This is a genomic window from Nonomuraea sp. NPDC049784, assembly GCF_040659615.1.
In the GTDB taxonomy this organism is placed as follows: Bacteria; Actinomycetota; Actinomycetes; order Streptosporangiales; family Streptosporangiaceae; genus Nonomuraea.
This window is the reverse complement of the sequence record NZ_JBFAMX010000608.1, coordinates 1-6,209: the sequence shown is the minus strand read 5'-3', so window position 1 is coordinate 6,209 and position 6,209 is coordinate 1. Positions and strand designations below refer to the sequence as shown.

Sequence of the window (6,209 nt, the reverse complement as noted above, 5' to 3'; positions counted from 1 at the left end):
GGTCAAGGTCCACGCCGCCGGCGGGCTCGGCGGCGACGTCGGCACGGTCGAGCACCGCCCACCCGCCGCCGTCGACCGGCACGAGAAAGAGGTCCGCCTCCGGCGCCCCCAGCGCGAGGGCGTCGTCCGGATCTCCGGCCAGCACGACGGCGGCGGTGGCGGACCCGCCGGCGAGCCCGGCGATCAGCCTTTTCCTGTCGTCGGGGAGACCGGTCGAGTCTCCCGGCCAGGCGAGAACGGCCGAGGTGAGGACGGTCGGCAGGTACGCCCCCGGGACGCGCCGCTCGCCCAGCGCCTCCAGCGCGACGCACAGCTCCAGCAGCCCGAACCCCTGCCCGCCGCACTTCTCAGGCAGATGCAGCCCCAGAATCCCCTGCCCGGCCAGGGCGGCGTGGTCAGGCGCCCGCCCGGCGAGCCCGTGCACGGAGGCGGCCAGCGCCCGGTGTTCCTCGGTCAGCCCGATACCCATACGTCCGAACGTAGAAGATGATCCGCCCGAAAACCATCGGCTGCCCGCAGCCTCGCCCGAGTACGCTCCCCGGGTTCTGACGGTGGAGCGGTCCCGGACCACCGTCTTTTCGCCGGGCATGCCGGCTCTACGCGCCCCGTCTGTCCAGCAAACGATCGAGCCTGACCGCCAAGTCGATCATGTCGCATCGCAGGGCCTCACACTGCCTGAGCATCTTGCTCCGAGCCGAGGCGAACTGCTCGTCCGTTTGCCGTCGAAGACCGGCCAATTCGTCCCGCAGAACCGCGAAGTCCTGGCTCAGCCCGATGCGGAGGTCGGCGACGTCGGCCCGAACCTCGGCGATGGCGACTTCCAGCGTGGTGACGCCTTTCCCTGGCGTGCGCCCCTTTGTCGGGAAGCGACCGTAAAGCACGTTGTCATGGCCGGAGGTCGTGTCGTCGGAGCACATCATTGCTTCGAGGGCCGCCAAACGCTGTTTCAATTCGCGAATCGCCGCCTCTACATCCATCTCCCCCGGCCTTTGCGCTAGTCGGAAGGGCCCGTGTCCTGACGACCGGGTCCCACTGCCAGTGAGTACATGGTGGCAAACCGGCTCAAGATCGTGGCGAGCGGCGGGTGGCGTGAGGTGTGGTTTCCCTCCTCCCGGGGTGACAAAAAATCGCTGGCGGGATGAGATCACCTCGGTGGCGATGTCTCCGCGTCACGGGGAGACGGAGGTACTGCAGCTCGGGTCATGCCCGGACAGGTCGAAAACGAACTTGACCCACAGGAACTTGGTGTCGACGTACCTGTAGTCCTTCTTCCTGAAACCGTGCCAGAGCCCGTCGGCCACGCCGTTGTCCCGGTTCGTCGTCGGTGTGCGGGTGAAGTCCCAGGAGTGGTCGAACTCGACATTGTTGTTCGTCCGGAAGGTCTTGTTGGAGATCCTGTACTTCATGGACGTGACAGTGCCCCTGCCTTCGCGCATGGTGCCCGTGTAGTAGACGCGGACGGTTCCGGTGTATCGGGTCCCCTTGTACGTGGTGGAGCAGGACACGTCGATGTGCTTCGAGGCGGTGGCCGCCGACGCGGGGACGGCGGTCAGGGCGAGCGCGACGGCCGCCCCGGCCACGACGGGAACCAGCTTGGTCTTCATGATGCCCTCCGGTGAAAGGCCACTAGATCATCTATTTGACTCCATGAAGTTCTAGAACGTGACGGTCAGGGTCAGATGTGACGGAAGACACCCGAGACGGGGTACATCGCAAGCTGTCGGTGGCGATCGTTAAGCTCGCGGCGTGATGAAGGAGTTCGATCTCGACCTCGGCGATGGCCGTACGCTGCACGTTTACGACACCGTCCGGGAGGACGCGCCCCATCCGCTGACCGTCTTCTGGCACCACGGCACGCCGAACATCGGAACGCCGCCTGAGCCGCTCTTCCCCGTCTCCGAACAGCTCGGCATCCGATGGGTGTCCTACGACCGGCCCGGCTACGGCGGCTCCATCCCCTCGATGGGGAGGGACCTGGCGTCGGCGGCCGGCTACGTGTCCCGGGTCGCCGACGTGCTGGGCATCGACCGGTTCGCGGTCATGGGCCACTCCGGCGGCGGTTCACACGCCCTGGCCTGCGGCGCCCTGCTCCAGGAGCGCGTGCTGGCCGTCGTCAGTGTGTCCGGCCTGGCCCCGTACGGTGCGGAGGGTCTTGACTGGTTCGCGGGCATGTACGCCTCCGGCCAGGAGTCACTGCGCGCCGCCGTCCAGGGCCGCGCGGCGAAGGAGCGACACGAAGCGTCGGCCGAGTACGACCCGGAGATGTTCACCCCGGCCGATCATGCCGCGCTGGAAGGCGACTGGTCGTGGTTCGGCAGTGTCGTCGGCCCGGCGCTCGAGGGCGGCCAGGGCGGGCCGATCGACGACGACCTCGCGTACGTGAACCCGTGGGGATGCGACCCCGCGCAGATCACAGCGCCGACGCTGCTCATGCACGGCGACGAGGACCGCGTCGTGCCCAGCTCGCACGGCAAGTGGCTGGCCCGGCACTGCCCTTCGGCGCAGATCCAGATATTTCCCGGCCACGGCCACATCTCGGTCCTCCACGCCGCCGCAAAAGCCCTGGACTGGCTCCACGAGAACGCCCGATAGCTGGCCGGCCGGCGTCGTCCGTCGTCCAGTCGACATGGCATGCGTGCTCGACTGGATCGCTGTCAGCCAGCCGGTCGGGATCCCACCCTGAGCACGGATGGCCAAGGAAGGGCGAAAGCGTCTCAGGAAGGCGTCCGAGCGCAGCACCTACCCCTTGCACTGCTCAGTCGCCGAACTCCAGGTGGAGGGCACGGGTGAAGTCGGAGACCGCCTCCTCGTGGCGGTCCAGCTCCTGGAGGATCTCCCCGCGCACCCGGAACGCCCAGATGTACTCGGGGTCCAGCTCGATCGCCCGGTTCAGGTCGTCCAGTGCCGCCTCGTTCTCGCCCAGCTCGCTCAGCACCGCGCCGCGGCTGCCGTAGGCGCGGTCGTTCTCCGGGTCCAGCTCGACAGCGCGGCTGAGGTCGGCCAGCGCCTCCTCGTAGCGGTCTGTCATGCGCAGGGCCTCGCCTCTGCGGCTCAGCGCGCGCACGTAATCGGGATTGACCTCCAGGGCCTTCGTGTAGTCGTCGATGGCCTCGGCGTAGAGGTGCCTGCGCTGGTAGAGGTCGCCGCGGGCGACCCAGGAGTAGGGCAGGTCCTCGTTCAGGGCGATGATCTTGCCGTGCACCTCCAGGGCCTCGTCCAGGCGGTCGAGGTCCACCAGGGCGTCGGCCTTGGCCTCCAGGATCCACAGCGAGTCCGGGGCGAGGGTGAGGGCGTGCTCGAAGTCCGCCATGGCGTCGTCCAGGCGGTCCATCGCGGCGTACGTCTGGCCGCGTGAGCCCAGCGCGTACGCGCTGTCCGGCTCCAGCCGGAGCGCCTCGTCGAAGTCCTCCAGCGCGGCCTCGTAGCGCTCGATGACGCGGTGGCTCTCGCCGCGCAGCCGCCAGGCGCGGGCGCTGTCGGGCACCAGCGCGATCGACTCCGTCAGGTCCGCGATCGCGGCGTCGTGTCTCGACAGGGCGATGTACGACTCGGCGCGGCTGCGCAGCACCGACGCACGGGACTGGGCGGCTACCTCCGAAAGGCCCGGCTGGTCCTTGATCCCCTCGCTCATGAGGGGTAAATCTATCCGACTAAATCTGGATTATGGCTGCCTTTTCGCGGGTGTACTCGAGGACCGAATCGTGCCCGTACCCGCTGTCCTTGACGCCCCCGAACGGCAGCCCGGGCGGCATCTGGCGGAACGTGTTCACCCACACCGTACCGCTCTGGAGATCGCGCACGAAGCGGTGCGCGCGGCCCAGGTCGCGCGTCCAGACGCCCGCCGCCAGGCCGTAGCGGGAGTCGTTCGAGATCTCCAGGGCCTCCTCGTCGGAGGAGAACGGCACGGCCACGGCCACCGGGCCGAAGATCTCCTCCTGGCAGATACGGAGCGAGTTGTCGGTGGTCGTATAGAGGGTGGGGGCGACCCAGTAGCCGCCAGGGAGGCCGGGCACCACCTCGGCCCCCGTCCGGCCGCCGAAGACCAGGCTCGCTCCTTCCTTCTCCGCCAGCTCGAGGTACGACTTGACGTGCTCGTACTGCGCCGACGACACGATCGGGCCCATGGTCGTCCGCAGGTCCAGGGGGTCGTCCAGGACCAGCTCCGCGCAGATTCGCTCGATGCGGCCCAGCATCTCGTCCCAGATCGAGCGGTGGATGAGGATGCGGGAGCCCGCCACGCACACCTGCCCGGCGTTGCCGGTGTAGACGGAGTTCACGGTGACGCCCTGGGCGGCCGCGTCCAGGTCGGCGTCCGGGAAGACGATGTTGGGGGACTTGCCCCCGAGCTCGAACGTCAGCGGCTTGAGCGCGTCCGCCGACGCCCGGGTGATCGCCTGGCCGGTGGCCGTCGAGCCGGTGAGGCTGATCTTGGCTACGTCGCGGTGCCGTACGAGTGCGTCCCCGACCTCCTCGCCCAGGCCGCTGACGATGTTGAGCACCCCGGGCGGGAACACCTCCGCCAGCAGCTCGCCCAGCCGCAGCACCGACGCGCTCGCCTGCTCGGCCGGTTTGACGATCACCGTGTTCCCGGCCGCCAGCGCGTACGCCGCCTTGGCGGAGAAGGTCGAGATGGGGGAGTTCCACGGGATGATGCAGACCGCCACCCCGTACGGCTCCCGCCGCGTCAGCCCGAGCGTGTCGGGGCCCAGGACGACCGTGTCGCCCTTGACCGCGTCCAGGCACTGCCCGGCGGCCAACTGCCACAGGTACGCCATCCCCGGCAGGTCCTTCTTCAGCGTGTCGCGCAGGATCCTGCCGTTGTCGCGTGTCTCCAGCCTGGCCAGCTCCTCGGCGTTCCTGGCGAACACCTCCGACACCTTGCGCAGGTAGCCCGCCCTGGCCAGGGCGGGCAGCGCCGACCAGGCGGGGAACGCGCGGCGGGCCGCCTCCACGGCTGCCTCGGCATCGCGGGGCCCGCTGGCCGGGATCCGCGCCCACACCTCCCCGGTGGCCGGATTGACCGAATCGAGGGTTCTGCCGTCGCTTGCGGGGACCGGTTCGCCGCCGATGAGATTGCGATAGTCAGGCACGTGCCCAAGCATACGCTTGCTTGACGACTTGAACACCTAAAGTCACGTAAAGTAGGCGAACCTGTACGCATGGCTATCAAGGTGGCCGGGCAGGACGCTTCGCATGGCACATCGACTGCTGGGCCGGTTGGCCTATGGCTCCAGATATGACCGCATTCCGTGGGGTCAGCGCGTCTACGTCCGTCCAGGGGAGCGGCTCGTACGCGAGGCTCAGTGGCGGCGGCTGACCAGGCGCGCCCCGGTCATGGAGCTGGCCGACTACCGGCAGCTCAGGCCGATGAAGGAGAACGAGGAGTTCCTGAGCTGCATGATGTGCGGGGACGCCCGCCAGCAGCCGCTCTTCTCACCCGGCGGCAACGGATGGCGCTACCACGTCGTCCGCTGCCCGGGCTGCGGCTTTCTCTACCGCAACCCCAACATCCGTCCAGAACGCCTCGGCGACCTGTACGCCACCGGCTACCACACCTTCCTGACCGGTAACTATGCCGCCAACCGGCAGCGCCGCTACGAGCTGACCATGAAGGCGTTCTCGCCGGTGTTCGACGAGGGCAAGGAGCGGCGGCTGCTCGACTTCGGCTCGGGGGCCGGGCTGTTTCTCGAGCTGGCCGAGCGGCGTGGGTTCGACGCCTGCGGGGTGGACCTGTCGCCCGAGTCCGTGGCTCAGGCCAACGAGCGGCTGAGCACGGTGCGGACGTACTGCGGCGCGCCCGAGGAGGTGCCGGAGATCGCGGCGGGCGGGTTCGACGTGATCACCCTCTGGTCGGTGCTGGCGCACCTGCCCAGGCCGCTGGACGACTTCAGGAGGTTCAGGCGCCTGCTGGCGCCCGGCGGGGTGCTGCTCATCCTGACCGTGAACGCGCGGTCGACGCTGCTCAAGGCGTACGGGCCGGCGTGGAACGGCTTCACCAAGAACCACCTGATGTTCTACTCGCCGGAGACCGTTCGCACGCTGCTGGGCCGTACCGGCTTCGCGGGCGTCGCCTTCGCGCACCACTACGGCGACACGGTCGAGGCCGGCACGGCCCGCCTGTCCGGCCCGTTGGTGCGCAGGCTGCGCCGTAACGTGGAGCTCAGCGACGGCGGGAACATGATGCGGGTCCTGGCCTTCGCCGACGAAGA

The 6,209-nt window shown here is 68.8% G+C and carries 7 protein-coding genes; 2 read left to right on the top strand and 5 right to left on the bottom strand.

Going from position 1 to position 6,209, the window contains the following annotated elements; all coding sequences use genetic code 11:
* The 3 genes from AB0J09_RS53380 to AB0J09_RS53370 form a co-directional block, all read right to left on the bottom strand.
* The coding region (locus AB0J09_RS53380) for an acyl-CoA dehydrogenase family protein (protein WP_360709783.1) at window positions 1-469 on the bottom strand (469 nt) is incomplete at its 3' end.
* Between the two features lie 127 nt (window positions 470-596).
* Entirely contained in the window at window positions 597-977 is a 381-nt protein-coding gene (locus tag AB0J09_RS53375; RefSeq protein ID WP_360709781.1) for a hypothetical protein, read from the bottom strand.
* 192 nt (window positions 978-1,169) lie between these two features.
* A complete protein-coding gene (locus tag AB0J09_RS53370; RefSeq protein WP_360709779.1) occupies window positions 1,170-1,604 on the bottom strand; it encodes a hypothetical protein in 435 nt (144 codons plus the stop codon).
* Window positions 1,605-1,749: 145 nt separating this feature from the next.
* On the opposite strand from AB0J09_RS53370, the gene AB0J09_RS53365 reads away from it, so the two are divergent.
* Window positions 1,750-2,592 carry an alpha/beta hydrolase gene (locus AB0J09_RS53365; protein WP_360709785.1) on the top strand — a complete coding sequence of 281 codons (843 nt, stop codon included), beginning with the start codon at window positions 1,750-1,752 and terminating at the stop codon, window positions 2,590-2,592.
* A gap of 163 nt (window positions 2,593-2,755) precedes the next feature.
* Here AB0J09_RS53365 and AB0J09_RS53360 read toward each other — a convergent pair whose 3' ends face one another.
* Window positions 2,756-3,631, bottom strand: a complete 876-nt coding sequence (locus AB0J09_RS53360) for a tetratricopeptide repeat protein (protein ID WP_360709777.1) — start codon at window positions 3,629-3,631, stop codon at window positions 2,756-2,758.
* Window positions 3,632-3,650: 19 nt separating this feature from the next.
* Complete coding sequence (locus tag AB0J09_RS53355; RefSeq protein ID WP_360709775.1) at window positions 3,651-5,090, bottom strand: aldehyde dehydrogenase family protein; 1,440 nt, start codon at window positions 5,088-5,090, stop codon at window positions 3,651-3,653.
* 103 nt (window positions 5,091-5,193) lie between these two features.
* Here AB0J09_RS53355 and AB0J09_RS53350 point away from each other — a divergent pair.
* Window positions 5,194-6,209: class I SAM-dependent methyltransferase (locus AB0J09_RS53350; RefSeq protein ID WP_360709773.1), on the top strand; the 1,016-nt coding region annotated here is incomplete at its 3' end.

Coding starts and splice junctions, on each gene's coding strand:
- AB0J09_RS53365 (WP_360709785.1), top strand. CDS start 1,750: ATGAAGGAGTTCGATCTCGACCTCGGCGATGGCCGTACGCTGCACGTT.
- AB0J09_RS53360 (WP_360709777.1), bottom strand. CDS start 3,631: ATGAGCGAGGGGATCAAGGACCAGCCGGGCCTTTCGGAGGTAGCCGCC.
- AB0J09_RS53375 (WP_360709781.1), bottom strand. CDS start 977: ATGGATGTAGAGGCGGCGATTCGCGAATTGAAACAGCGTTTGGCGGCC.
- AB0J09_RS53370 (WP_360709779.1), bottom strand. CDS start 1,604: ATGAAGACCAAGCTGGTTCCCGTCGTGGCCGGGGCGGCCGTCGCGCTC.